At 72.6% G+C, this 24145-nt stretch carries 19 protein-coding genes and 1 pseudogene; 6 read left to right on the forward strand and 14 right to left on the reverse strand.

Going from position 1 to position 24145, the window contains the following annotated elements:
• Positions 1 to 8 precede the first annotated feature (8 nt).
• The 3 genes from ACIQ8J_RS22700 to ACIQ8J_RS22710 all read right to left on the reverse strand — a co-directional run bounded on the left by ACIQ8J_RS22700 (position 9) and on the right by ACIQ8J_RS22710 (position 6331).
• A complete protein-coding gene (locus ACIQ8J_RS22700; protein WP_403272584.1) occupies positions 9 to 2765 on the reverse strand; it encodes a BTAD domain-containing putative transcriptional regulator in 2757 nt (918 codons plus the stop codon).
• Positions 2766 to 2937: 172 nt separating this feature from the next.
• A complete protein-coding gene (locus ACIQ8J_RS22705) occupies positions 2938 to 4233 on the reverse strand; it encodes a M18 family aminopeptidase (protein WP_403272585.1) in 1296 nt (431 codons plus the stop codon).
• 265 nt (positions 4234 to 4498) lie between these two features.
• A complete protein-coding gene (locus ACIQ8J_RS22710) occupies positions 4499 to 6331 on the reverse strand; it encodes an acyl-CoA dehydrogenase (RefSeq protein ID WP_403272586.1) in 1833 nt (610 codons plus the stop codon).
• Between the two features lie 139 nt (positions 6332 to 6470).
• On the opposite strand from ACIQ8J_RS22710, the gene ACIQ8J_RS22715 reads away from it, so the two are divergent.
• The 3 genes from ACIQ8J_RS22715 to ACIQ8J_RS22725 all read left to right on the forward strand — a co-directional run bounded on the left by ACIQ8J_RS22715 (position 6471) and on the right by ACIQ8J_RS22725 (position 9291).
• Complete coding sequence (locus ACIQ8J_RS22715) at positions 6471 to 6932, forward strand: SseB family protein (RefSeq protein WP_329464222.1); 462 nt, start codon at positions 6471 to 6473, stop codon at positions 6930 to 6932.
• A 163-nt stretch (positions 6933 to 7095) separates the two neighbouring features.
• On the forward strand, positions 7096 to 8052 hold the full coding sequence (locus tag ACIQ8J_RS22720) for a pirin family protein (protein ID WP_403272587.1): 957 nt from the start codon (positions 7096 to 7098) through the stop codon (positions 8050 to 8052).
• 156 nt (positions 8053 to 8208) lie between these two features.
• Complete coding sequence (locus ACIQ8J_RS22725) at positions 8209 to 9291, forward strand: AI-2E family transporter (protein ID WP_403272588.1); 1083 nt, start codon at positions 8209 to 8211, stop codon at positions 9289 to 9291.
• 13 nt (positions 9292 to 9304) lie between these two features.
• Here ACIQ8J_RS22725 and ACIQ8J_RS22730 read toward each other — a convergent pair whose 3' ends face one another.
• The gene (locus ACIQ8J_RS22730) at positions 9305 to 11440 is read right to left on the reverse strand and encodes a SpoIIE family protein phosphatase (protein ID WP_403272589.1); all 2136 of its coding nucleotides are present in this window, start codon (positions 11438 to 11440) and stop codon (positions 9305 to 9307) included.
• 148 nt (positions 11441 to 11588) lie between these two features.
• Between ACIQ8J_RS22730 and aspS the strand changes: the two genes are divergently transcribed.
• Positions 11589 to 13364 (forward strand): aspartate--tRNA ligase, encoded by a 1776-nt coding sequence (gene aspS / locus ACIQ8J_RS22735; RefSeq protein WP_403272590.1) that lies wholly within the window; start codon positions 11589 to 11591, stop codon positions 13362 to 13364.
• Between the two features lie 96 nt (positions 13365 to 13460).
• Here the strand turns inward: aspS and ACIQ8J_RS22740 are convergent.
• Positions 13461 to 13706: pseudogene (locus ACIQ8J_RS22740) on the reverse strand (NUDIX hydrolase); the annotation flags it as partial.
• Positions 13707 to 13793: 87 nt separating this feature from the next.
• Positions 13794 to 14003, reverse strand: a complete 210-nt coding sequence (locus ACIQ8J_RS22745; RefSeq protein WP_403272591.1) for a hypothetical protein — start codon at positions 14001 to 14003, stop codon at positions 13794 to 13796.
• A 308-nt stretch (positions 14004 to 14311) separates the two neighbouring features.
• Between ACIQ8J_RS22745 and ACIQ8J_RS22750 the strand changes: the two genes are divergently transcribed.
• Positions 14312 to 14902, forward strand: a complete 591-nt coding sequence (locus tag ACIQ8J_RS22750) for an XRE family transcriptional regulator (protein ID WP_403607936.1) — start codon at positions 14312 to 14314, stop codon at positions 14900 to 14902.
• Between the two features lie 59 nt (positions 14903 to 14961).
• Here ACIQ8J_RS22750 and ACIQ8J_RS22755 read toward each other — a convergent pair whose 3' ends face one another.
• From ACIQ8J_RS22755 to ACIQ8J_RS22790, 8 genes are read right to left on the reverse strand one after another with little or no spacing between them, the layout of a single operon-like run.
• A complete protein-coding gene (locus ACIQ8J_RS22755) occupies positions 14962 to 16302 on the reverse strand; it encodes an NADase-type glycan-binding domain-containing protein (RefSeq protein ID WP_403272593.1) in 1341 nt (446 codons plus the stop codon).
• 6 nt (positions 16303 to 16308) lie between these two features.
• A complete protein-coding gene (locus tag ACIQ8J_RS22760; RefSeq protein WP_403272594.1) occupies positions 16309 to 16875 on the reverse strand; it encodes a phage tail protein in 567 nt (188 codons plus the stop codon).
• Positions 16872 to 18821 carry a putative baseplate assembly protein gene (locus ACIQ8J_RS22765; RefSeq protein WP_403272595.1) on the reverse strand — a complete coding sequence of 650 codons (1950 nt, stop codon included), beginning with the start codon at positions 18819 to 18821 and terminating at the stop codon, positions 16872 to 16874. Before ACIQ8J_RS22765 ends, ACIQ8J_RS22760 begins: the two co-directional genes overlap by 4 nt.
• Positions 18821 to 19261 (reverse strand): GPW/gp25 family protein, encoded by a 441-nt coding sequence (locus ACIQ8J_RS22770; RefSeq protein WP_403272596.1) that lies wholly within the window; start codon positions 19259 to 19261, stop codon positions 18821 to 18823. Before ACIQ8J_RS22770 ends, ACIQ8J_RS22765 begins: the two co-directional genes overlap by 1 nt.
• 10 nt (positions 19262 to 19271) lie before the next feature.
• Complete coding sequence (locus tag ACIQ8J_RS22775) at positions 19272 to 21170, reverse strand: VgrG-related protein (protein WP_403272597.1); 1899 nt, start codon at positions 21168 to 21170, stop codon at positions 19272 to 19274.
• The gene (locus tag ACIQ8J_RS22780) at positions 21167 to 21889 is read right to left on the reverse strand and encodes a LysM peptidoglycan-binding domain-containing protein (RefSeq protein ID WP_403272598.1); all 723 of its coding nucleotides are present in this window, start codon (positions 21887 to 21889) and stop codon (positions 21167 to 21169) included. The genes ACIQ8J_RS22775 and ACIQ8J_RS22780 overlap by 4 nt, the downstream gene beginning before the upstream one ends.
• Positions 21890 to 21891: 2 nt before the next feature.
• On the reverse strand, positions 21892 to 22329 hold the full coding sequence (locus ACIQ8J_RS22785; protein WP_120722522.1) for a phage tail protein: 438 nt from the start codon (positions 22327 to 22329) through the stop codon (positions 21892 to 21894).
• Positions 22330 to 22373: 44 nt separating this feature from the next.
• On the reverse strand, positions 22374 to 23417 hold the full coding sequence (locus tag ACIQ8J_RS22790) for a hypothetical protein (protein ID WP_403272599.1): 1044 nt from the start codon (positions 23415 to 23417) through the stop codon (positions 22374 to 22376).
• Here ACIQ8J_RS22790 and ACIQ8J_RS22795 point away from each other — a divergent pair.
• Positions 23416 to 23694 carry a hypothetical protein gene (locus ACIQ8J_RS22795; RefSeq protein WP_403272600.1) on the forward strand — a complete coding sequence of 93 codons (279 nt, stop codon included), beginning with the start codon at positions 23416 to 23418 and terminating at the stop codon, positions 23692 to 23694. The genes ACIQ8J_RS22790 and ACIQ8J_RS22795 overlap by 2 nt on opposite strands.
• The last annotated feature ends 451 nt before the right edge of the window (positions 23695 to 24145 follow it).

A 24145-nucleotide genomic window follows, 5' to 3' on the forward strand; every position in this document is an offset into this window, starting at 1 on the left:
TTGATCCGCTAACGCGCGTCCGTCCCCCGGGCGGCGGCCCCCGAAGCACCGAGACCCGCACCCCCCACGCTGCCGGACCGCCGCACCGGTGGCAGCCCCGCCAGCTCGGCGCGGGCCGCTGCCGCGCCCTCCTCGTAGCCGTGGGCGTCGGCCTCGCGGGCCGCGTCGGTGAGCTGGCGGCGGGCCTCCTCGGTGCGGCCGAGCCCGGCCAGCGCCTCGCCGTAGCTGGTGCGCAGCAGCACCCGGCGGGGGATCGCCTCCGGCGAGGGGCCGAGTTCGAGGCCCCGCCGGGCGTGCTCCATGGCCAGGTGGTGGGCGCCGGAGTTGAGGAAGTGCCGGGCCAGGTGCTGGTGGGCGAGCATTTCGGTGGAGCGGTCGCGGGCCCGGCCGGCCAGCGTGAGGGCGTGGCCGAGCAGATCGCCGGCCCGGTCGTTCTCGCCGTACTGGATGAGGATGACGGCGAGGTTGATGCGGGCGATGGCCTCGCTGGTGACGTCGCCGGCCTGCCGGGCGAGCTCGGGGGCCTTCTCCAGCTGGGCGAGCGCCTCGTCGTAGCGGCCCTCCTCGTGCAGCACCCAGCCGAGCAGCGCGCGGGTACGGGACTGCGCGTCGAGCTCCTGCTCCAACTCGGCCGATTGCAGGGCCTGTTCGAGGAGCGGGACCCAGCCGTCGCGGACCCGCCACAGGATCAGCGGCCACTGGAGCAGGACGAGCCGCCAGGCCCGGTCGTGCATTCCGGCGGCGACCGCGGCGGCGACCGCCCCGCGCAGGGTGGCCCGTTCGGCGTCGTACCAGGCGAGCGCGGCCTGGCGGTCCTCGAACTCGCGCACCGCCGCGGGCCGGCGGGCCCCGGCGGGCGGCACGAAGCAGGGCTGGCTGCCGGGTTCGGCGGTGGCGGTCGCCACCAGACCGGTGTGCAGATAGTGGTCCAGGAGGCGGGCCAGCCCGTCCGGGTCGGCCTCGGGGGCGAGCGCGCGGGCGTAGAGCCGTACGAGATCGTGCAGGGTGTAGGAGTCCGGCCGGGTGCGGGAGTGGTCGGGGCCGTGCGGGCCGGACTCCACCACGAGGTGGGCGGCGGCGAGGCGTTCGAGGGCGGCGGCGGCCTGGTCGGGGGTGCAGCCGGCCAGCGCGGCGGCCGTGTAGCGGTCGAGTTCGGAGCCGGTGTGCAGGCCGAGCGCGCGGAACATCCGGCGGGCCTGTTCGGGAAGTTGCTGCACGGTCAGGCGCAGGGCGGCGGCCACCCCGGTGTCCTCGACGCGCAGCAGCCCCAACCGGCGCTGTTCGTCGGCGAGTTCGCAGGCGAGCGCGGCCAGCGTCCACTGGGGGCGGGCGGCGAGGCGGGCGGCGGTGACGCGCAGGGCAAGCGGGAGGCCGTCGCAGAGCGCGGCCAGGTGGGCTGCGGCGGCGGGTTCGGCGGCGACGCGGTCCTCACCGAGGACGGCGGCGAGCAGGGCGGTGCAGTCGGCGGCGGGCAGTTCGTCGAGGCGGACCGGGCGGGCCGCGTCGGTGGCGACCAGGCCGCCGAGCCGGTCGCGGCTGGTCACCAGGGTGACGCAGTGGTCGCCGCCGGGCAGCAGCGGGCGGACCTGTTCGGAGTCGCGGGCGTTGTCGAGCACGACCAGCATCCGGCGGTCGGCGGTCAGCGAGCGGTAGAGCGCCCCCATCCCGGCCTCGGTCTCGGGTATGCGCTGGACGGGAACGCCGAGCGCGAGCAGGAACTCCCGCAGGACGACGGTGACGTGGCGGGCGGGGGTGTCGCTGTAGCCGCACAGGTCGGCGAAGAGCCGGCCGTCGGGGAAGCCGGACTGGCGCTCGTGCGCCCAGTGCACGGCGAGCGCGGTCTTGCCGACGCCCGCGCCGCCGGTGACCAGGGCGGTCGCGCCGTACTGGCCGGCGGTGGCCACGTCGAGCGCGGCGAGCTCGGCGTGGCGGCCGGTGAAGCCGCGGGGTCTGCGCGGCAGCAAGTCCGGTACGGCGACGGCCGGTTCGGGCAGGGTGCGGGGCTGGGGCGGGACCGCGGGGGTGCCGGCCCGCAGGATCGAGGTGTACGCCTCGGCGAGCACCGGGCCCGGGTCCACGCCGAGCTCGTCGGCGAGCAGGCGCCGGGTGCGGTGGAACCATTCCAGGGCGTCGGACTGCCGTCCGGAGCGGCTCAGCGCCAGCATCAGCGCGGCCGACAGGGGCTCGCGCAGGGGGTGGGCGACGGCTTCGGTGCGCAGGACGGCGGCGGCCCGGCCGTGCTCGCCGAGCTCCCCGTACGCCTCGGCGAGCGCCTCCACCGAGGCGAGCCGGAGCTCTTCCAGGGTGTGGGCGGCGGCTTGCAGGGGCGCGCTGGTGACGGTGCCGGTGAGGGCGGGACCCTGCCACAGGGCGAGCGCCTCGCGCAGCAACAGCACCGCGTCGCCGGGGCTGCGCCGGCCGCGGGCGAGGGAGACCAGCTCCTCGAAGCGGTGGGCGTCGATCAGGGTCTCGGGCAGCCGCAGGACGTACGCCGGTCCCCGCGTGGCCAGTTCGATGCCGTACGCCTCGGCGCCGTGCTCGGCGAGCAGCGCCCGCAGCCGCGAGACATGGCCCTGCAGGACGGTGCGGGAGTGGGTGGGCGGCTCCTCGTCCCACAGGGCCTCGGTGAGCCGGTCGACGGCGACGGGGGTGTTGGGCTGGAGCAGCAGCATGGCGAGCAGGCTGCGGCGCTTGGCGGGACCGAGCGGCAGGAACGCACCGTCCTCCGTCGCCACGCCCACCGTTCCCAGGACACGGAACTCCACGGTGGCGCTACCCCCTTGCTCCCCGTTCCCGGTCTGCTCGGGCCTGGTCAGGGCCCGGACAGTCGAGGATACGCGGGGCTCAGGGGGTGCGGTTCACGTCCGGGGGCCACGGGGCCCAGAGGTGGCGCGGGTCACCTCACCCGGGGTGGTTCCGACGGCGTCGGCGGGCCGTTCAGCCCGCCAGGAACGCGGTCAGCGCGCCCGCGAGCAGGTGCGGGTCGTCGGCTCCGCACAGTTCGCGGGCGCTGTGCATCGACAGGATGGCCACGCCGATGTCGACGGTCTGGATGCCGTGCCGGGCCGCGGTGATCGGGCCGATGGTGGTGCCGCAGGGCATCGCGTTGTTGGAGACGAAGGTCTGCCACGGCACCCCGGCGCGCTCGCAGGCCGCCGCGAACACCGCGCGGCCCGCGCCGTCGGTGGCGTACCGGGCGTTCACGTTGACCTTGAGGATGGGGCCGCCGTTGGCGCGTGGGTGGTGCGTGGGGTCGTGCCGCTCCGCGTAGTTGGGGTGCACGGCGTGGCCGGTGTCGGAGGAGAGGCAGACCGTCCCGGCGAAGGCGCGGGCGCGGTCCTCGTACGTGCCGCCGCGGGCGAACACCGAGCGCTCCATGACGTTGCCGAGCAGCGGCCCGTCCGCGCCGGTGTCGGCCTGCGAGCCGTCCTCCTCGTGGTCGAAGGCGGCGAGCACCGGGATGTAGGGGAGGTCGTCGCAGGCGGACACGGCGGCGAGGGCGGCCGTCCCGGCGTGCACGGAGAGCAGGTTGTCCATCCGGGGTCCGGCCACCAACTCCCGGTCGCGGCCCAGGTACGCGGGCGGCTCGACGGAGTGCAGCATCAGGTCCCAGCCCGCCACCTCGCCCTCGGCGAGGCCCGCCTCCTGCTCCAGGAAGCGGATCAGATCGCCTTCCCGCACGTCGTCGCCGAGGCCCCAGACCGGCTGGAGGTGACGCTGGCGGTCGAGCTTGAGCCCGTCGGTGTTCACCGAGCGGTCCAGGTGCACGGCGAGCTGCGGTACGCGCATGAGCGGCCGGTCCACGTTGACCAGGCGGTGGCTGCCGTCCTTCAGGGTGAGGCGGCCCGCGACGCCGAGGTCGCGGTCGAGCCAGGTGTTGAGCAGCGTCCCGCCGTAGATCTCGACGGCCACCTGCCGCCAGCCGTACGCCCCCGAGTCGGGCTGCGGCTTCACGCGCAGGTTCGGGGAGTCGGTGTGGGCGCCGACGATCCGGTACGGGGTGTGGGGCCGGGCGCCCTCGGGCACGTACCAGGCCACGATGGCGCCGCCGCGCAGCACGTACTTCCCGCCGTGCGTCCCGTCCCACGCGTCCGTCTCCTGGACCTGCCGGAACCCGGCCTTCTCCAGGCGTGCGGCCGCGTTCGCCACGGCGTGGTACTGCGACGGGCTCGCCGCGAGGAAGGACATGAGGTCGTCGGTGTGGCCGCGGTCGAAGCGGGCGGGTGTGCTCATGCCGCCACCCTAGCGGCGGCCCGGCTCTTGCTCCGGGGCTCTGCCCCAGCCCTGCCCCCCGGGGGCCTCCCACCGCTGCCCGCCCGCCCCTCGCCGTCCCCGGGGCTCCGCCCCGGACCCCGCTCCTCAAACTCCCCCAAGGCCTAAAGGGCCAGGGGGGACCCCCATGAGGGGCTTGATTTTGCCGACCAGCACGGGAAGGGGGCCAGGGGTTTGCACACCCCGAGCCCCCCCCGCACCGTGAGGCCAGAACCGCACCGTGCGGCTAGAACGCCGCCTCGTCCAGCTCCATCAGGGAGTTGTCCACCGTCTCGGCCAGCGCGCGGGCGGCGCCGACGCCCGGGAGGACGTTCGCGGCGAAGAACTTCGCGGCCGCGATCTTGCCCTGGTAGAAGGGCACGTCCTTCGCCGAGGCCGAGCCCAGCTTCTCGGCCGCGACCGCCGCGCCCTTGAGCAGCAGGTAGCCGACCACCACGTCGCCGGAGGCCATCAGCAGGCGGGTCGTGTTGAGGCCCACCTTGTAGATGTTCTTGACGTCCTCGCCGGTCGCGGTGAGGTCGGTGATCATCGTGCCGACGATCGCCTCCAGGTCCACGGCCGCCTTGGCGAGGGCGTCGAGCGCGCCCGCCAGCTCCTCGTGGCCGCCGTGCTGCTCGGCGAGGAACTTCTTGATCTCCTCGGCCAGCGCGTTCAGCGAGGCACCCTGGTCGCGGACGATCTTCCGGAAGAAGAAGTCCTGACCCTGGATCGCCGTGGTGCCCTCGTACAGCGTGTCGATCTTGGCGTCCCGGATGTACTGCTCGATCGGGTACTCCTGGAGGTAGCCGGAGCCGCCGAAGGTCTGGAGCGACTCGGCGGACAGCTTCTCGTAGGACTTCTCCGAGCCGTAGCCCTTGACGATCGGCAGGAGCAGGTCGTTCAGGCCGACCAGCGCCTTGGCGTCCTCGCCCGCGGCCTCCTTGATCTGGATCGCGTCCTGGATCGAGGCGGTGTAGAGCACCAGCGAGCGCATGCCCTCGGCGTACGCCTTCTGCGTCATCAACGAGCGCCGCACGTCCGGGTGGTGAGTGATCGTCACCTTCGGCGCGGTCTTGTCCATGAACTGCGAGAGGTCCGAACCCTGGACGCGCTCCTTGGCGTACTCAAGGGCGTTCAGGTAACCCGTGGACAGCGTCGCGATGGCCTTCGTGCCGACCATCATGCGGGCGAACTCGATGATCATGAACATCTGGCGGATGCCGTCGTGCTTGTCGCCGATCAGCCAGCCCTTGGCGGGGTGCTGGTCGCCGAACGTCATCTCGCACGTGTTGGAGGCCTTGAGGCCCATCTTGTGCTCGACGTTGGTGGCGTACACGCCGTTGCGCTCGCCCAGCTCGCCGGTCTCCCAGTCGAAGTGGAACTTCGGGACGAGGAAGAGGGAGAGGCCCTTGGTGCCGGGGCCGTGGCCCTCGGGGCGGGCGAGGACGTAGTGGAGGATGTTCTCCTCCATATCGTGCTCACCGGAGGTGATGAAGCGCTTCACGCCCTCGATGTGCCAGGAGCCGTCCTCCTGCTGCACGGCCTTGGTGCGGCCGGCGCCCACGTCCGAGCCGGCGTCCGGCTCGGTGAGGACCATGGTGGAGCCCCAGCGCTTCTCGACGGCTATCTCGGCGATCTTCTTCTGCGCCTCGTTGCCCTCTTCGAAGAGGATGCCCGCGAACGCGGGGCCGGAGCAGTACATCCAGATCGCCGGGTTGGAGCCCAGGAGCAGCTCGGCGTACGCCCAGATCAGGGAGCGGGGCGAGACGGTGCCGCCGATCTCCTCGGGCAGGCCCAGGCGCCAGTACTCGGAGTCCATGAACGCCTTGTAGGAGCTCTTGAAGGACTCCGGGACCGGAGCGGTGTTGGTGGCCGGGTCGAAGACCGGCGGGTTGCGGTCGGCGTCCGCGAAGGAATCGGCCAGCTCGTTCTCGGCGAGGCGGGCGATCTCCTCCAGGATCGACTTGGCGGTGTCGACGTCCATCTCCCCGAACGGGCCGGTGCCGTACAGCTTGTCGCGTCCGAGCACCTCGAAGAGGTTGAACTCGATGTCGCGGAGATTCGACTTGTAGTGCCCCATGGCGACGGCTCCGTAAGCAGGGTCGGTTACATCTTTACCAGCAAGTAGCTACGATGATGCTACCCGTCGGTAATAAGACGCAACCCCTAACGGGACAACTGTGACGCGGCTCTAATGGCCGCGCACTACGCTGTGGGCCATGTACGGCTACGACCAGCACGCAGGCGGCCCTGCCGCGCAGCAGCAGTACGCCCCGCCGCAGCAGGGCGGGTACGGGGAGCAGCCGCTGTACCCCGAGCCGTCGCCGCCCTCGCTCGCCGACGCGGTGCGGGCCTTCACCACCGGGTCGCTGTCCGCCGAGGACTTCCAGCAGATCTTCGCCGGGTCGAAGGTGTACTGCCCGCGCGGCGACAACCCCGGGTTCCTGGCACTGCACAACACCCAGCAGCCCGTCATCCCCATGTTCACCTCGCTCAAGGAACTGCGCCGGTACGCGGGCAAGGAGTCCAAGTACTTCGTCATCACCGGCGCCGAGGTCATCGACCTCCTGCCGACCGGGTACGGCTTCGTGCTCGACATGGAGGGCGACCACCGGATGGTCTTCGACGCGAAGGCCGTGGAGCAGATGGTCGACTTCGCGATGCGGCGCATGTACGGATAACCGCTGCTCAGAGGCCGACTTTCGGGCCCGTACCCCTTGGGGGTGCGGGCCCGAAGTGCGTCTGGGGGGGGCGGCGGGAACGGGCCGGGAATGCGGGCGCCTTGCTAGATGTTCACCATTCAACTACTTTGGATGCTGAGCATCCCGCAAGGAGGGCCGTCCCATGCCTGCTGTGACCGTCGAAAACCCGCTGACCCTGCCCCGCGTCACCGCGCCGGAGGGCGCAGCGGCACGCCCCGTCCTTGCCGTGACCACCGCGCCGCAGGGCTTCGAGGGCGAGGGCTTCCCGGTGCGCCGCGCGTTCGCCGGGATCAACTACAAGTACCTCGACCCGTTCATCATGATGGACCAGATGGGTGAGGTGGAGTACGCGCCGGGCGAGCCGAAGGGCACCCCGTGGCACCCCCACCGCGGCTTCGAAACCGTCACCTACATCATCGACGGCACCTTCATCCACCAGGACTCCAACGGTGGCGGCGGCACCATCACCGACGGCGACACCCAGTGGATGACGGCGGGCTCCGGTCTGCTGCACATCGAGGCGCCGCCGGAGTCGCTCGTCATGTCCGGCGGGCTGTTCCACGGCCTCCAGCTGTGGGTCAACCTGCCCGCCGCCGACAAGATGAAGGACCCCCGCTACCAGGACATCCGCGGCGGCCAGGTCCAGCTGCTCACCTCCGGCGACGGGGGCGCGCTGCTCCGCGTCATCGCGGGCTCGCTCGACGGGCACGAGGGGCCGGGCATCACGCACACCCCCATCACGATGGTGCACGCGACGCTGCGGCCGGGTGCGTCCGTCACGCTGCCGTGGCGCTCCGACTTCAACGGGCTCGCGTACGTGCTGGCCGGGCGCGGCTTGGCCGGTGCCGAGCGGCGGCCGGTGCACATGGGGCAGACGGCGGTGTTCGGCGACGGCGGCTCGCTGACGGTGCGGGCGGACGAGCGGCAGGACGCGAACGCGCCCGACCTGGAGGTCGTGCTGCTCGGGGGTCGCCCGATCCGTGAGCCGATGGCCCACTACGGCCCGTTCGTCATGAACACCCGCGAGGAGCTCCAGCAGGCCTTCGACGACTTCCAGAAGGGCCGCCTGGGCACGATCCCGGCGGTCCACGGCATGTGACTTCCGGGGTCCGGGGCGGAGCCCCCCACGCGGCGGAGCCGCAAAATGTCACAGCGGGAAGGGGCGGGCAGGGGGAAAGCCCCGCTTGCTGACGGACCGTCACCCGACCGGGTCGCACGGGAGGCGGCGGGGCCCCCGGCGTGGTCGGGTGGGTGGGTGGAGAACCCCAAGGCGCTGCTCCCCGACGGGGCGCGGCGGACCGCCGCCTGGTGTGTGGTCGTGCTGCTCGTCACCGGCGTCGCCGCCATCGCCATCTGGCTGTGCATCGTCTTCAAGACCGCCGTAACTCCCGTACTGCTGGCGCTACTTGGCACCGCCCTGCTCGGCCCCGTACACCGTTGGCTGATCCGCATGGGGGTCCGGCGGTCCATCGCCGCCGGGCTGACCTGTGTCGCCCTCGTCGGGGTGGTCGGCGGCGCGGGCTACGTCGTCGTCAGCGCCCTCATCGACACCGGTGACCAGATCGTCGCCTCGCTCAAGCAGGCCGGGCAGTGGGTGGCCGATCACCTCGGGACGGCCGGCGGGGACGGGGTCACCAACCTCGCCGACAACGCCAAGCAGCTGCTGTCCAAGTTCGGGGCCGGCGCGGCCAGCGGGATCCTCGAAGGGCTCAGCGTGCTCGGCTCGCTCATCGCCACCAGCGTGCTCGCGCTGCTCCTCACCTTCTTCTTCCTCAAGGATTCCGACCGGGCCGTCGACCTCGCGCACTCCCTCGCCCCGCGCGGCACCGGCGACACCGTCGAGGCCATGGCCCGGCGGGCCTTCGAGGCGGTCGAGGGGTTCATGCGGGGCACGACGCTCATCGCGTTCATCGACGCCATCTGCATCACCGCCGGGCTGCTGATCCTGCGTGTGCCCGGTGCCATCGGGCTCGGGGCCCTCGTCTTCATCGGCGCGTACATCCCCTATCTGGGCGCTTTCGTGTCCGGCGCGGTGGCCGTACTCGTCGCGCTCGCCGACCGGGGGCTCGGCATCGCCCTGTGGACCGTCGGGGTCGTGCTCGCCGTGCAGCAGCTCGAAGGGCACATCCTCCAGCCCGTCATCCAGAGCCGCACCGTGCAGATGCACCCCGCGATGATCATGATCGCGCTGACCGCGGGCGCCAGCGTCGCCGGGCTCGTCGGGATGCTGCTCGCGGTGCCGGTCGCGGCGGCGGCGTTCGGGGTGCTCGGGGAGCTGCGCAGGCGTTACGCGGCGGACGGCCCGGCGAGTCCATCGCCCGGGGAACCCGCCGGGTAGCGCGGGGCAGTCCTTACGCCGCCGACGCGCCGCCGTCCGCGGACTTCGCCTCGTACAGCTCGAACCAGATGGACTTCCCGTCGCCCCTGGGGTCCACCCCCCACGCGTCCGCGAGCATCTGCATCAGGACCAGGCCGCGGCCGCTGGACGCCATCTCGCCGGGGCGGCGCCGGTGCGGCAGCTCGTCGCTGGCGTCGGCCACCTCGACGCGCAGCCGGCGGGTGCCGAGCGGGCCGCGGGCCTCCGCCACGAGGAGCGCGTCGCCGTCGGTGTGCACCAGGACGTTGGTGATCATCTCGGAGACCATCAGGACCGCCGAGTCGATCTGCTCCTCGTCCGCCCAGTCGTGGAGGAGCTCGCGCAGCTGCTTGCGGGCGCCCGCGATCCGCTCCGGTTCGGCCTGGGCGACGGTCAGCGCGGTGCGGCGGACCGCGGCGGCGGCCACCGGAGCGGCGCCGCGGCCGACGGCGTTGCGGGAGAGCAGCAGCAGCGCGATGTCGTCCTCGCGGCGGTCGACCAGCGGGCCCGTGGTGTGGTGCGAGGAGGGGCCGTGCACGGCCTGGACCAGTTCGTCGGCGAGCTGCTCCAGGCTGTCGCCGGTGTCCTTCTCCAGGACGGGGCGCAGCCGCGTCCAGCCGCTGGCCATGTCGTGGCCGCCGGTCTCGATCAGCCCGTCCGTGCAGATCATGATCGTCTCGCCCGGGTCGAGGACGAGCCGGGTCGTCGGGTAGTCGGAGTCCGCCTCGATGCCGAGCGGGAGGCCGCCCGCGGTGGGCCGTATCAGGGCGGTGCCGTCGGCGGTGCGGATCACCGGGTCCGGGTGGCCGGCCCGCGCGATGTCGAGGGTGCCGGAGGCCGGGTCGACCTCGATGTACAGGCAGGTGGCGAAGCGCGGCGCGTAGTCCTCGTACACGTCGCCGCTCGGCTCGGGCACCCCGTACGACTCGGTGATCCCGTACAGGAAGCGGGAGGCGCGGGAGAGGACCGCGTCGGGGCGGTGGCCCTCGCTCGCGTACGCCCGCAGCGCGATCCGCAGCTGGCCCATCAGCCCGGCCGCCCGTACGTCATGGCCCTGTACGTCGCCGATGACCAGGGCGAAGCTGCCGGTGGGCAGCGGGATCATGTCGTACCAGTCGCCGCCGACCTGGAGGCCGCCGCCGGTCGGGACGTAGCGGGCGGCGACCGTCATGCCGGGGATCTCGGGACCGAGCGTCGGCATCATCGAGCGCTGCAGGCCGAGCGAGAGCTCGCGTTCGTTCTCCGCCTCGCCCGCCCTGGCCAGCGCCTGCGCCAGCATGCGGGCCACCGTCGTCAGGACCGAGCGCTCGTCGGGCGTGAACGCCACCGGGTGCTTGAACGCCGCCATCCACGCCCCGATCGTCCGCCCGGCGACGATCAGCGGCACGAACGCCCACGACTGGCGGTCGAAGCGCTGCGCCAGCGGCCAGGTGGCGGGGAAGCGGCGCCGGTACTCCTGCGGAGTGGGCAGATAGATCGCCCGTCCGTTGCGTACGACCTCGGCCGCCGGATAGTCCATGTCGAGCGCCATGTCCGCGAAGGGGCCGTCGTCCCCGGGGTTGTGCCCGTGGTGCCCGATGATCGTCAGCCGCTCGCCCGCCACCCCGAACACCGCGAGGCCGTCCGGCGAGAAGCCCGGCATGGAGAGGGAGGCCGCCACCCGCAGCACTTCGGAGGTCGAGCGGGCCTCGGCGAGCGCCCGGCCCGCGTCGAGCAGGAACGCCTCGCGCGAGCGGCGCCAGTCGCCGGTGATCGAGGGGTGGGCGGCGGTGGTGCCGGGCTGCGGCTCGGCGACCTCCTGGATGGTGCCGATCAGAACGTAGCTGTCGCCGCTGGTCAGCGGCTTGGAGCGGCTGCGTACGGTACGGATCACCCGGCCGCTCTCGTCCATGATCCGCATCCGGGCCTCGGCGAGGGTGCCCTCGGCGACGGCCAGGTTGATGATGCCGTCGACCTCGTTCCAGTCGACGGGGTGGAAACGCGACCGTACGGCCGCCTCGGTCAGGGTCGTCCGCTCCGCGGGCAGGCCGAGGAGCCGGGCGGCCTCGGCGTCGAGGGTGACCGTCCCGGATGCGTTGTCCCAGCGCCACAGGCCAGTCGCGATCGCGGCCAGGACGTCCTCTGTGCGCATTGCCCCACTTTAGGAACGTTTACTGCCTGGTCGCCACCGAGAGTGCCCGTCGCACCGGGCGGTAACCTGGACTGGTTGATTCCCGCCTGTCTCGCGAAGAATCTCGCGAAGAAGTCGCGACCACCGCTCGCGAAGAATTGGATGAACGATGCACCGGTACCGGTCCCACACCTGCGGCGAGCTCCGCGCCTCCGACGTCGGCAGCGACGTCCGGCTGAGCGGCTGGCTGCACAATCGCCGAGACCTGGGCGGCATCCTCTTCATCGACCTGCGGGACCACTACGGCATCACGCAGCTGGTCGCCCGGCCCGGCACGGCCGGCGCCGAGGCCCTGGACAAGCTGTCCAAGGAGACCGTCGTCCGCGTCGACGGCAAGGTCGTCTCGCGCGGCACCGAGAACGTGAACGGCGAGCTGGCCACCGGCGAGATCGAGATCGAGGTCGGCGAGGTCGAGGTGCTCGGCACCGCGGGCCCGCTGCCCTTCACGATCAACGCCGACGACGGCGTCAACGAGGAGCGGCGCCTGGAGTACCGCTTCCTCGACCTGCGCCGCGAGCGCATGCACCGCAACATCATGCTGCGCTCGGCCGTGATCGCCTCCATCCGCTCGAAGATGGTCGCGCTCGGCTTCAACGAGATGGCGACGCCGATCCTGACGGCGACCTCCCCCGAGGGCGCCCGCGACTTCGTGGTGCCCTCCCGGCTGAACCCGGGCAAGTTCTACGCGCTGCCGCAGGCCCCCCAGCAGTTCAAGCAGCTCCTGATGATCTCCGGCTTCGACCGGTACTTCCAGATCGCGCCCTGCTTCCGCGACGAGGACGCCCGCGCCGACCGCTCGCCGGGTGAGTTCTACCAGCTCGACGTCGAGATGAGCTTCGTGGAGCAGGAAGACGTCTTCCAGCCCATCGAGAAGCTGATGACCGAGCTCTTCGAGGAGTTCGGCGGCGGCCGCCACGTCACCTCGCCGTTCCCGCGGATCCCGTTCCGCGAGTCGATGCTGAAGTACGGCAACGACAAGCCCGACCTGCGCGCCCAGCTCGAACTCGTCGACATCACCGACGTGTTCGAGGGCTCCGAGTTCAAGGCGTTCGCGGGCAAGCACGTCCGCGCCCTGCCGGTGCCGGACGTCGCGTCGCAGTCGCGGAAGTTCTTCGACGGGCTCGGCGACTACGCCGTCTCGCTCGGCGCGAAGGGCCTGGCCTGGGTGCGCGTCGCCGAGGACGGCTCGCTGTCCGGCCCGATCGCCAAGTTCCTGACCGACGAGAACGTCAAGGTGCTCACCGAGCGCCTCGGCCTCGTTCCCGGCCACGCGGTCTTCTTCGGCGCGGGCGAGTTCGACGAGGTCTCCAAGATCATGTCGGGCGTCCGGGTCGAGGCCGCCAAGCGGGCCGGGCACTTCGAGGAGGGCGTCTTCCGGTTCTGCTGGATCGTCGACTTCCCGATGTACGAGAAGGACGAGGACACCGGGAAGATCGACTTCTCGCACAACCCGTTCTCCATGCCGCAGGGCGGCCTCGCCGACCTGGAGGAGAAGGACCCGCTCGACATTCTGGCCTGGCAGTACGACATCGTCTGCAACGGCATCGAGCTGTCCTCCGGCGCGATCCGCAACCACGAGCCGGAGCTGATGCTGAAGGCGTTCGAGATCGCGGGTTACGACCGCGAGACGGTGGAGCACGAGTTCGCGGGCATGCTGCGCGCGTTCCGCCTCGGCGCCCCGCCGCACGGCGGCATCGCCCCGGGCGTGGACCGCATCGTGATGCTGCTCGCGGACGAGCCGAACATCCGGGAGACCATCGCGTTCCCGCTGAACGGCAACGCGCAGGACCTGATGATGGGCGCGCCGACGGAACTGGACGAGTCCCGCCTGCGCGAGCTGAACATCGCCCTGCGCAAGCCGGCGGCAGCGGACAAGACCAAGTAAGGGACCCCGCGCTCCCTTTCCCAACCCCCTGGGCTGCGGCCCGGGGGGTTGGGTGTTTTCCGTCCTCCGCCCCCGGCGAGTGGGGTCACCGCATGATCAGCCGAGGTACGGCGCGCAGCGGTGCTCCAAGAAGTGCTGGAGGCGCAGGCGTTGGGTGTGGTGCATGGGCAGGGCGTCGAGGTCGGCCGGTGCCACGAACCGCAGTTCCGTGCTCTCGCCGGAAAGAGTCGGCTCCCCGCCGGTGATGCGTGCCGTGAAGCAGACGTTGAACTGCCTGCGTACCTCGCCGTCGCTGTACTCGATGATGTGCCGGGGATCCGTGTACGTGCCGGCCAGCCCGGTCGAACATGCCGCCGGATTCGTGGCGGCGAAGGTGGGGCGCACCGTGAGCGTTCGTACCGTGCGGTTGCCGATCGCCCCGAGCGAGAGTCAGTCCTCAGAGAGGAGGGGGATCTCCTTCCCGTGGTCTTCGCGCATATGGCGCCGGAGCCGCACTCTGGCGTCCACCTCCTGTGAGGGGTTGCGGTCCTGCCGTGCCTGCCTCAATCGGGCGATGAGCACGGTGCATGGCCCGCACCCTTCCTCACCACAGATCGGCTCCCGCGGCGTGTAGGGCGAGGGTGGCTGGATGGCGTACATGGGCGCTCCCTTCAGGCCCCTGAGGGGCGTGTTGGGTCGATCGTGCGGCACCCTTCGCGACGTATCTCCACGCAAGGGTGCGACAGTTGGGACTTTCGCCGATACGGTCGGACAAGGCCCAATCGCCTGTGCCAAGGGGGTTGACAGTGAATGTGGCTCTTCGCGCGGCCATGCATGACAAGAAGCTGTCCGCTCGACAACTGGCTCTTCGGGTCGGTGTATCCGTGAAGCAGGTGGAACGATGGCTCGGGGACGGTGAGTTGACCCCGCATGCCAGGAACCGCGCGGACGCCTGTCAGGTGTTAGGAGTGGATGAAGACGTGATCTGGCCGCGAGCGGTCAAGGACCGCATCAAGACGGGCGACGACCGCGAGCTGGTCCACAGCTACCCCTACCGGTCCGCATGCCCTTCCACGGTGTGGGCCGATCTGGTGGAACGCGCGGGCTCGGAGATCTTCCTGGCCGGGTACACCAACTACTTCTTCTGGACCCAGATCCCCGCGTTCGCGGACGTCGTGCGGAGGAAGGCCGAGTCGGGGTGTCGCATCCGGTTCCTGCTCGGGGATCCTGGCGGAGAGGTGACACGGCAGCGGGAGGCCGTCGAAGACGTGTCCCTGACTGTGTCCACACGCATTCAGGTCACCCTGGAACACCTGGCGCGGCTGGGAACCGTGGAGGGGCTGGAGGCACGGTTCAGTGCGCCTCTGGACGCCGTCAATCACGTGAGTCTGTCCGTGTTCAGGTTTGATGACGAAGCCCTGGTCACTCCGCATCTGGCACGGCTGGTCGGACACGACTCGCCGCTCCTGCACCTGCGTCGGCGCGGCCCCGGCGGCATGTTCGACCGGTTCGCGGCGCATGCCGAGGAGCTGTGGGGCAGGGGCGTTCCGGTGCGGTAATGGCTCGCCCCGCCGCACCTCCTCTTCGGCGCGACGGGGCGTTTTCGTTGTGGCACCCCCTAGTTGCGGGACCGGCTGAAGAATTCCAGTTCGGCGATCGCCACCTGCTTGTCGGGGCCCGCGCCGAAGGCGGAGCGCAGGATGAGGCGTACCGAGACGGCATTGCGTACGCGGACGTCGATGCGCTGGACCCCGCCGTCGTTGATGCTCTGGTGCGAGGTGTGCGTCTTGCCGCTGGAGTCGGTCACCACCAGGTCGAACTCCTGCGGGCGGGCCTGCTCCGACTGCTGGCCCTCGCGCTTGGAGGTGCCCGGCGTGATCAGCATGGCCAGCAGGTCGGTCGGCTGGCCGAACGTCGCCTCCAGCCACTGGGTCGCCGAATCGCCCTGCAGACCCGTGCCCCACCACGTGTTGGAGTAGCTGTCGCCGGCGAGCTCCGGCTTGTGATTGGGGTCCGAGTGGGATGCCTTCCACGCCGTCGGGTGTACGGCGACGCGCTTGGCGAAGTGGTCCTGTACGGCGCGGGCCGCCGGGGGGCCGCCGAAGACGCCGCCCACGACCAGGGCCACGACCGCCGCTGTGATCAGCGCCCTGGTGATCCAGCGCTTGCGGTCCCGGTACAGCGGGGGGCGCTGGCCGGCGTACGGGCCCTCCGCGTTGTCCGCGCGGCGGGGCGTGAGCGGGGTGGCGCAGCTGCGGCAGAAGTTGCGGTGCTCGTGGTTGGGGGTGCCGCAGGCGGGGCACGGCGTGCCGTTTTCCGGCGCGGGGGCGGGGGCTGCCGTGCGGACGCGGGGGCGGGCGGCGTCCGGGCGCCCGGGGAGGGCTGGGCCGGGGGCCTCCGGCGGTTGTACGGGGGTTGGTTCCTGTACGGGTACGAGTAGTGCCCTTGCGGCGTCCGCGGCTGAGGTCGACCTCGTGGTGGGGAGGGGGGTCGTTTCCCCAACGGGGTCTGATACTGCGGGGATTGGGGTGGTGGTGGCCTCCGGGGTCGCGGCCGGGGCCGGGGTGGGGGCGGCAGGGTGCGACTGGGCCGGGGCCGGGGCCGGGGTCGCCGGTTCGGCGGGCTTGGCGGCGTCCGGCTCGGCGGGTCCGGCAGACGCCGGTCGCTTGGAGGCGTCGGCAGGCGCGGCGGCGTCGGGGGCGGTCGCGGGGGTTGTGGCGTCCGGGGTCCGCCCCGCGGAACGATTGCCCGCGACGGGGGCGGATTCCGGTTCCTCCGCGGGCGGCGTCGCCCCCGCTGCCCCGGATGCGGCCGCCGGCGGGGTGGCCGTGTCCGGAGCCGGGGTGGTCGTCGGGGGTGTCCAGCGGAGGAAGGCTCCGCAGGAGTCGCAGAAGGACTGGCCCGTGGGGCGGGCCGGGGTGCCGCAGTCGGGGCAGGGGACGGTGGCCGGGGTCGACATCAGCTATCAATTCCCTTCGGGGATCAGGGTGTTACGGGTTACCTCGGCCGTGAAAGGGAGGTGGGCGGGGCGGGCCGCCGCCACCACTGCCTGGAGTCGGTAGGGGTCGATGGAGGAAGGGTCGGCGACGTGAAGGGTCACCGTCAAGCCGGCCCGCGGGGTGCCGGGGAACGGGCTCAGGGGGCGGACCGACCACGCCGCGCCGCCGCTCTCGGTGATCTCGGGACGTACTCCGAAGGCCAGTTGGACCGCCTTGGACAGGCCCTGGGCCGTGCCCCGCACGCGGTGCAGGGAGACCGCCGTCGCCACGGCGTGGCGGCGGATCTCCAGCGGCTCCGTGCCGTCGAGCTCCGTGCCGACCCAGCTGGTGAGCCAGTCCACGAAGTCCTCGGGGGCGATCGCCGGGTCGAAGTAGGCCTCCAGGCAGTCGAGCACGTTGAACAGGGGGGCCAGGACGATGTCCAGGCCCTCCACGAAGCGCTGCGCGAAGTCGTCGTCCGCGTACACGGCGGGCAACTGGCCGCCCAGCGGGTGCGAGGAGCCCAGGCCCTCGACGGTGCCGCGGGCGCTCATCGGGCCTCGATCACGCGGACGCGGTGGTCGAAGGGGAACAGGAGCGCCGAGGGGGAGAGTTCTATGCGGTCGGTGGCGTCGCCCCGGCGGCCGGTCAACGGGTCCGCCGGGTGGAGCAGGACCTCGTCCACCAGCTCCACGCCCGGGACGCGTTGCAGTGCCGCGAAGATCTCGCCCGCCCGCAGCGGGCGGCCGAACGGCCAGCCCGTGCCGTGCGCGCCGCCGGTCAGCGGGTCCAGGTAGGAGTAGAGCGCGTTGAGGGCCTCGTCGCGTACGTGGTCGGCCTTCGCGGCGCGGAAGGCGTGCAGGGTGGCCACCACCGTGACGCCCTGGTAGAACGGCGGGCCGACCGCCAGGCGGGTGCCCAGCGGGCGGCGCTCATCGAGGAACGAGGTGACCCGGCCCAACAGCTCGTCGCCGGGGACCAGTTGCTCGAAGCGCAGGCGGCCGCCCCGGTCGGGCACGGCCTGCGGGACGACCAGGACCCGTACCGCGTTGTCGCCCGACTCGGCCGCGTCCGCCGCCAGGCACGCGATGCGGGCGGTCTCGGGGGCGGCCCGGCGGGCCAGCTCCTCGTAGTCGCGGGCGGTCACGGCGCGCTCCTGGGCGCGCAGCGCGATCGGGGCGCGGGTCTTGGCCTCCTCGACGGTCTCGCCGTCGACGCCGCCGCGCGCCGCCTCCCGGTTCTCGACGCGCGCGATGTACGGGATGGAGCTGCGGAGCACCTGGATCGCGCCCCGGGCGACATTGCCGGAACGGCCGCCGCCGGTTCCGTAGCGCGAGGCCCGGATGGCCGCGCCCTTGATGGGGACCGCGCCGAACTGCCGTACCGTGCCGTCCGGTTGGCGGACCGAGGGGCCGAAGGCCAGCTCGCCGGTGGCGGCGTCGAGCGTGAAGTGGCGGTCGAAGGGGCCCGAGGACGCGAAGTCGTCCACCGCCTCCCACTCCTCCCAGCCCTCGCCCGCCGACACTTCCAGGCGTACGCCGCCGACGACGGGGGAGTGCGCGAGCAGCAGCCGCTGGCCCGGCACGCCCTCGGAGTCGCCGAGGGACTCGTCGCGCACCGACTCGGCGTGCGAGACCTGTGTCGTACCGCCGATGGTGAAGCCCGAGGCGCCGCGCACGGTCGGCGAGACGCTGTAGAAGGGCTGGCCGGGGGCGGCCTCGACGACGCGGCAGCGCAGCCAGCCCGCGTCCAGGCGGCCCGCCATCCGCGACACCATGTGGCCGCCCGGCATGTGCAGGACGACCTCGCCGGGCCGGTTGAGACCGCCGGTCGAGTCCTCGGCGATCTCGCACTCGGTCCAGCCGTCCGCGGTCCACGCCTCCCACACCAGGGGCGGCTGGCGCGGGTCGACGCCGACGCCGTCGACGCGGCTCTCCAGGCGCAGCGCGGCCGTGCAGTTCGGGATGGCCGCCGACAGGCCGAAGAGCAGCACGTCGCCGGGGAGCGGGCCGGAGCTGAACACGGAGACGTCGGTGTTGCCGAGCACGTCCTGCGAGCAGTCCTCGGGGCCGGACCCGGCGGGCTGGCGCAGTACGTGGGTGAGGTGGCAGGGCACGATCGTCAGATCGTCCTCGGTCGCGAAGACCACCGCCTCCTCGGTCTCGGTACGGCCGGTGGCGACCTCGGTGCCGGTGGGCAGCACCACCGGTTCCGACTGGGGCGCCGAGAGCCAGAACGTCACCGAGGCGCGGGCCGCGGCGGGCGGGAACAGGGTCACGCCGAGCAGGTCCAGGAAGGCGAGCTGGTTCTTCTCGGGGACCCGGTTGAGGCGGTACACCAGCTGGTCGGCCATGTGCGCGACGGCCTCGATGAGGGTCACACCCGGGTCGGAGACGTTGTGGTCGCTCCACTCGGGGCAGCGCTGCTGGATGTAGCGCTTGGCGTCGTCGACGAACTGCTGGAAGCGGCGGTCGTCGAGATGGGGTGCGGGCAGGGCCATCAGTGCAGTTCGCTTTCGCCGGCCGTCGGGCCTGGCTGGTCGCCGCCCTCGGAGGGAATCACATAGAAGGGGAAGACGAGGCTGCGCGGGTTGTTGGTGCCGCGCACCGAGTAGCGCACGTCGATGTGCAGCACGGTCGGCTCGTCGGGCGCCGGGGTCACGGTGACCTCCTGGACCTCGATCCTGGGCTCCCAGCGGTCCAGCGAGGTGCGCACCTCGTAGCGGATGCGCCCGGCGGTGGCGTCGTTGACGGGCGCGAACACCAGGTCGTGCACCGCGCAGCCGAATTCGGGGCGCATGGGCCGCTCGCCCGGCGCGGTGGCGAGCACCAGCCGCATGGACTCCTCGATCTCACGGTCCCGGCGGGCCAGCGCGATGCCGCCGCCGGGGTCGGTGCGCATCGGGAAGGCCCAGCCGGCCCCGACGAAGTGTTCGCTCATCTCAACTCTCCTAGAAGGGCAGGCCGTTGCGCAGCGTGATGCCGGTCAGCTCGATGGTCGCCGCGGTGACGTTGGCGTTGCCGATCGCCTTGATGGACGCCATGCCGGCCGCGTTCAGCTGCACCGCGCCGCCGGCGTCGAGGGAGGCCTCGGCGCCCGCCTTGACGTCGAAGGCGAGGCCCGCCTTGACGTTGATGGCCATGCCGGCGTCCATCTCGATGCCCGCGCCCGCTTGCATGCTCAGCTTGCCGACGGCCTTCAGGGACAGGTCGCCGCCCGAGTCGATGTCGATGCCCCGGGCGCCGTGGATCTTGACGGTGCCGTCGCTGCTGATGGTGAGGGTGGTGCGGGCCTCGTTCAGCTGGACGTACAGCTTGCCCTCGCCGGTGCGCAGCCGGATGCCGCTGGACATGCGCGCGGCCCCGCCCGATTCGAGCAGCTCGACGGTGTGCCCGCTGCGGGCGGTCACCGCCCGCCAGTTGATCTGCCCGCTGGTCGGGTCGACCGCCGGGATGTTGTCGGGCTCGCGGGTGTGCTTGTCGATGCCGTTGTAGAGGCCCGCGATGACGTACGGGTGCTCAAGGGAACCCCGGTCGAAGGCGCACAGCACCTCGTCGTTGACGTCGGGCAGGAGCAGCCCGCCGCCGCCCTTGCCGCCGAACTGCGCGACCCGGCACCAGTCGCTCTCGTACGTCTCGGACAGCCACGGGAAGCGCAGCCGGACCCGGCCGAGGTTCAGCGGGTCCTTGGTGTTGGTGACCAGGGCGATCGCCACGCCCGGCATGGGGGGCGCCTGGTCGGTGCCGCCCGCGGCGAGCCCGTACAGCGAACGGAACTGGCGGCCCGACACGTTCAGCCAGGTGGTGAACTGCTCGCCGGACGCGAACACATGGCGTACGCCGGTGGCCGTGTACTTGCCCTCGAAGGGGAAGCCGGCGCCCTTCACCGCGATGGGGGTGCCCGGCTTCAGGTCCGGGTTGCCCGTGACGGCGACCTCCAGCTCGGCGAAGGCTCCGGTGATGTCGTCGGCGAGGGCGAGCGCGGCGTGGGTGACCTCGGACTGGGTGGTGTACGGAACCTGGGTGGCGGTGACCTCCGCCGCCCCGAAGGGAGTGGTGACGGTCGCCGGGGTGATGTCGGCGACGATGTCCGGGCTGGTGACGGTCGGCGCGGGCGCCTGGAGCTGCTGCTTGGTCCGCATGTCCCAGCCGCGCACGGTGACCTGCTTGACCTGCCCGGCGGCCGTCATCGCGACCCGGCTGTGCAGGGTGTTCGCCCCGAAGTCCAGGACGTACGGGCTCTGGGCGGCCGGGGTGGTGTCGGAGGGGGCGCCGGACGCCGGCTTGAGGGCGGCGAAGTTCAGCTTGCCCTCGTTGTCGAAGGACAGCCGCACGTCGTTCTCGGCCGCAAGCCGCGCCAGGAAGTCCCAGTCGGTGGTGTTGGGCTGGGTCGCCAGGTCGTACACCGTCGGCGTCGAGTCGATCTTCCCGAGGGCGAGGCTGTTGAGCCCGGCCACGCGGCGCACGATGTCGGAGGCCGTCATGCTCGGGTAGCCCACGACGCGGCGGTTGCGCAGCAGCCGGTGGCCGGGGTCGTAGCCGCGTACGACGAGGTGGCGGCCGGTGCTCGGGTCGGCGTCGACCTCCAGCGCGGTGACCTCGCCGGTCAGCATCGGGTCGCCGCGCCTGCCGTCGGTGAACGGGCTGAGCACGGCCTTCGCGCCGATCTTCAGCTGCGGGAACTTGGTGGTGAGGGTGCCGTCCTTGTCGCTGAAGGTGAGCTGGAAGGCGGAGGGCACGTTGACGGAGGCGTCCACCCAGCCCTCGATGAGCCGCACGGCCAGCGGGTCGGGCAGCACGCCCCCGTCGAGCTGGACGTGCAGGACGGTGGTGAAGGTCTTCTCGCTCATGCGGCACCCTCCGAGGACGCGGGCAGCAGCAGCTCGGTGCCGGGACGCAGCCGCATCGGGTCGTCGATCTCGTTGGCCTCGGCGATCACCCGCCACCGGGTGGCGTCGCCGTACTCGCGCCAGGCGAGCGAGGCGAGCGTGTCCCCGGCGACCGTGCGGTGCACCCGGCGCGCCGAGAGGGCGCCCGAGGTCGGGTTCTGGCCCTTGGTGGCGGTCGCGATCTCGGTGAGCGCGAGCGTGCAAGTGGCGCGCAGCGGAACGCCGTTGGGGCTGAACAGGGTGTAATTGGCGTTCACGCTGGTGACGTACGCCGTGAACTGGACGGTCGAGAACGACCCCCAGCTGAACTTCACCCACGGCGGCGACGGCGCCTTCGCGCTGACGCTCTGCGCGGTCACCTCGCAGCACGAGAGCAGCAGCTCCACCTGCGTCTGCACGGTGTTGGAGCTGGGCGTGCCCGACGCGTCGAGGAACACCTCCAGCTGGAGCGAGGCGGGCTGCGCGCCGGTGAACTTGGGCGGCGCGCCCCGCGTGTACGCGACGGCCGGCGCGGTGTGCCAGCTGGCGGACCGGCCGAGCTGCACCTGCGACGGGTTGAACTGGAACTTGACCTCGCCGATCAGCCCGCCCATCGAACCGCCGAGGTCCGTGGGCGGCTGGTGGATGGCGAGGGTGGCGCGGGAGAGCCCCGCGGCCTTGCCTCCGGTGGGAGCGGCCATGCTCACGCACCTCCCGCGTCGGTGAAGCCGTGGTGGGCGATCTCCAGGGTCTCGGTGGCCACGCTCGGACTCGCCGGGTCGAGGCTCGGCCCCGTCCAGCGCACCGGCAGCACCTCGACGAGCCCCCACTGCGCGACGATCGAACCGTCGGCGCGCAGCGCGGCGATCTGCGCGGTGGGCCGGGTGATGCCGGTGGCCAGCGACGAGATCCACGCGGCCACCTTGGAGGTGTCGGCGGTGAGCGGCCGGGTCAGCCGGATCGTGGAGAAGGTGACGCGGGTGGGCAGCTGCCACACGAACCCGTTGTTGCCGCCCTCCTGGCGCTGCTCCACCTCGACCTCGGAGGCGAGACCGTCGCAGCCGTTGAACAGGCCGAGGTTCTGGCCGTCGATGGTCAGCTTGAAGAAGACGGTGGAGCCGGGGTCAAGGGTGCTGGGCATGGGGTGGTCTTCCGTAGGTGGGGTCAGTGGGCTGGGGGTGTGGGTCAGCGGTCGCGCAGGCGCCCGATCCGCTCGCGGTCCCCGCGCAGCTCGGCACGCAGGAGCCGGGAGAGCGGCGCGACCAGCCTGCGGGCCAACGCGTCGAGATCGGCGGGCTGTTCGGGGGCGGTGGGCTCGGGGGCAGGCGTGGGCGCGGGGGCTTGCGCGGTGCGCTGTACCTGCCGCTGTACGGGGGCGGGGGCGGGCTGCGTCGCCGGGGCGGGCGGGGGGCTTTCGCGCCGTACGGGGGTGACGGCCCGCGGCGGGGCGGGCACGGCCGGGGCACGCTGCACGGACGGCTGCGCCACCCCCCGTTGTACGGCGGGACCGCGCAGCGGAACGACCGGGCGGGACTCGCCCTGGACGGGGGCCTGCTTCAGCGGCGCGGGGGCAGCCGCCCTTTCGGCCGCCCCGCGCGCCGCCGCCTCCTGATGCCGCGTGGTGAGCGGTCGCGCGGAAGCGAGCGGAGGCCCGGCAACGGCCGCACGCTGTACGGGAGTCGGCCCGGGGAGCCGGACCTTGCGGAGCGGGGTGGCCGGGTCCGCCGGGGGCTCGGGTGCGGGGGCGCGCTGCACGGGAGGGGGCGTCGGGGCGAGGGCCGGGGCCGGGGTGGCCGGGAAGGCCGGGGCGAGGCTCGGAGTGATCGCCGGGGTGGCCGGGGGCGCCGGGGTGGCGCTCGGGGTGATGGGCGCGCCGATGAGGGGCCGCCGCCGGGGCCCGTCGGCCGCCGCACTCTGCACCCGGCTGACCCGCCGGACGACGGGCTTGCGCTGGATGGGGGGAGCGGGTGCCTCCGGCTTGGGGGCGGGCGCGGGCGCGGGTGCGGCTGCCTCCGGCTCGGGGGGCGCGGGGGCGGGCGCGGGCGCCTTGGCGGGCGCCCGTACGACGCCTACGGGGTCGAGGTGGTAGGAGGGCCGGACGGGCCGGGGGGCGGAGGTCAGGGGAGGACGGGTGGGAGTCAGGGCGCGCTGAACGGGCCGAGCGGTAGCGGGAGTTGAGGGATCCGCCGCCACGCTCGGACCCCGCTTGGCCGTTTCGCGTACGGGCATGACGGGGTGCGCCGGCTGCGGGGTGGTGGACCGCTGGACGGGGGCGGGCGCGGGGGCGTTCTGCGGTGTACGGGCTTCGGCGCTGGCGCTGCGCACGGGCATGTCGGGCTGCGGTGCGGGCGGGGTCGCCCGCTGTACGGCCGGGCCCGGGGCCGGAGCCGCCGAACTGCTGGATGCGGTCGCTGCGCTGGGCGCGGCCGACCGCTGCACGGCGGGCGCGGGCGAGGTGGCGGGGCGTACCGCTGGCGGGTTCGGCGTGGGCGGGACGGCTCGCTGAACGGCGTCAGCCGCGTTGGGCGCGGGCCGGGTCTCGGCGTGCGAGTCGCGTCGCTGTACTGAGGGGGTTGCGGTCGGCGGCGCCGGGCTGTGCGGTGCCGCAAGGGCGGCGCCGGGTGTGGTGGCCCGCTGTACGGCGGGGTCGGCCACCGGTACCTGTCGAGGTGTGGCAGCGCGCTGCACAGTCGGCGCGGCCGGGCTCGGCGGCGTCGCTGCGGGATGGTCCGCCGCGTCGGCGGACGGGGTAACTGCCCGCTGCACTACGGGAGTTGCGCCGACCGTGGGCCGCGTGGGCTCGGCTGCCGGGCTCTGCGGTGTCGCCGCAGCGCGCTGTACGGCGGGGGGTGTGCTGGTCGCCGAGCGCGGCGCCTCGGCGGGCCGGCCTGCCTGGTGCTGCGGCGAGGCCGTCGCCCGCTGGACCGGGAGTGCGGCCGGGGTGGCGGAGTGCGGTG

This window comes from Streptomyces sp. NPDC094147, from assembly GCF_044764265.1.
In the GTDB taxonomy this organism is placed as follows: Bacteria; Actinomycetota; Actinomycetes; order Streptomycetales; family Streptomycetaceae; genus Streptomyces.

Excerpts from the sequence above, each read along its gene's own strand:
- ACIQ8J_RS22785 (WP_120722522.1), bottom strand. The coding sequence starts at position 22,329 with ATGCCCAGCACCCTTGACCCCGGCTCCACCGTCTTCTTCAAGCTGACC.
- ACIQ8J_RS22730 (WP_403272589.1), bottom strand. The coding sequence starts at position 11,440 with ATGCGCACAGAGGACGTCCTGGCCGCGATCGCGACTGGCCTGTGGCGC.
- ACIQ8J_RS22775 (WP_403272597.1), bottom strand. The coding sequence starts at position 21,170 with ATGAGCGAGAAGACCTTCACCACCGTCCTGCACGTCCAGCTCGACGGG.
- ACIQ8J_RS22770 (WP_403272596.1), bottom strand. The coding sequence starts at position 19,261 with ATGAGCGAACACTTCGTCGGGGCCGGCTGGGCCTTCCCGATGCGCACC.
- ACIQ8J_RS22745 (WP_403272591.1), bottom strand. The coding sequence starts at position 14,003 with ATGTACGCCATCCAGCCACCCTCGCCCTACACGCCGCGGGAGCCGATC.
- ACIQ8J_RS22795 (WP_403272600.1), top strand. The coding sequence starts at position 23,416 with ATGACGGGGTGCGCCGGCTGCGGGGTGGTGGACCGCTGGACGGGGGCG.
- ACIQ8J_RS22765 (WP_403272595.1), bottom strand. The coding sequence starts at position 18,821 with ATGGCCCTGCCCGCACCCCATCTCGACGACCGCCGCTTCCAGCAGTTC.
- ACIQ8J_RS22715 (WP_329464222.1), top strand. The coding sequence starts at position 6,471 with ATGTACGGCTACGACCAGCACGCAGGCGGCCCTGCCGCGCAGCAGCAG.
- ACIQ8J_RS22755 (WP_403272593.1), bottom strand. The coding sequence starts at position 16,302 with ATGTCGACCCCGGCCACCGTCCCCTGCCCCGACTGCGGCACCCCGGCC.
- ACIQ8J_RS22705 (WP_403272585.1), bottom strand. The coding sequence starts at position 4,233 with ATGAGCACACCCGCCCGCTTCGACCGCGGCCACACCGACGACCTCATG.
- aspS (WP_403272590.1), top strand. The coding sequence starts at position 11,589 with ATGCACCGGTACCGGTCCCACACCTGCGGCGAGCTCCGCGCCTCCGAC.
- ACIQ8J_RS22790 (WP_403272599.1), bottom strand. The coding sequence starts at position 23,417 with ATGCCCGTACGCGAAACGGCCAAGCGGGGTCCGAGCGTGGCGGCGGAT.
- ACIQ8J_RS22780 (WP_403272598.1), bottom strand. The coding sequence starts at position 21,889 with ATGGCCGCTCCCACCGGAGGCAAGGCCGCGGGGCTCTCCCGCGCCACC.
- ACIQ8J_RS22760 (WP_403272594.1), bottom strand. The coding sequence starts at position 16,875 with ATGAGCGCCCGCGGCACCGTCGAGGGCCTGGGCTCCTCGCACCCGCTG.
- ACIQ8J_RS22720 (WP_403272587.1), top strand. The coding sequence starts at position 7,096 with ATGCCTGCTGTGACCGTCGAAAACCCGCTGACCCTGCCCCGCGTCACC.
- ACIQ8J_RS22710 (WP_403272586.1), bottom strand. The coding sequence starts at position 6,331 with ATGGGGCACTACAAGTCGAATCTCCGCGACATCGAGTTCAACCTCTTC.